Annotated in this window: 1 protein-coding gene; it reads left to right on the plus strand. The window is 46.1% G+C overall.

Going from position 1 to position 267, the window contains the following annotated elements:
• Positions 1-6: 6 nt before the first annotated feature.
• Positions 7-267 (plus strand): FAD-binding domain-containing protein (locus AAEY75_RS15475; RefSeq protein WP_352260086.1); only part of this gene is annotated, 261 nt, incomplete at its 3' end.

Raw genomic sequence — 267 nt, forward strand, 5'->3', positions numbered from 1 at the left:
GCCTGCATGCGCGCTTTACAGCACACCGGTTACATTAATTTTAGAATGCGCGCCATGTTAGTCAGCTTTGTGACTCATCATTTAAACATTACGTGGCAACATGCCAGCTTACCGTTAGCCAATTATTTTCTCGATTTCGAACCTGGGATCCATTACCCGCAACTGCAAATGCAAGCCTCGGTCACAGGCATTAATACCATACGCTTATACAATCCAATCAAGCAGTCACAAGACCAAGATCCCCGTGGGGATTTTATTCGCCAGTGG

Source organism: Psychrobacter sp. TB55-MNA-CIBAN-0194, from assembly GCF_040309505.1.
GTDB classification, from domain to species: domain Bacteria; phylum Pseudomonadota; class Gammaproteobacteria; order Pseudomonadales; family Moraxellaceae; genus Psychrobacter; species Psychrobacter fozii.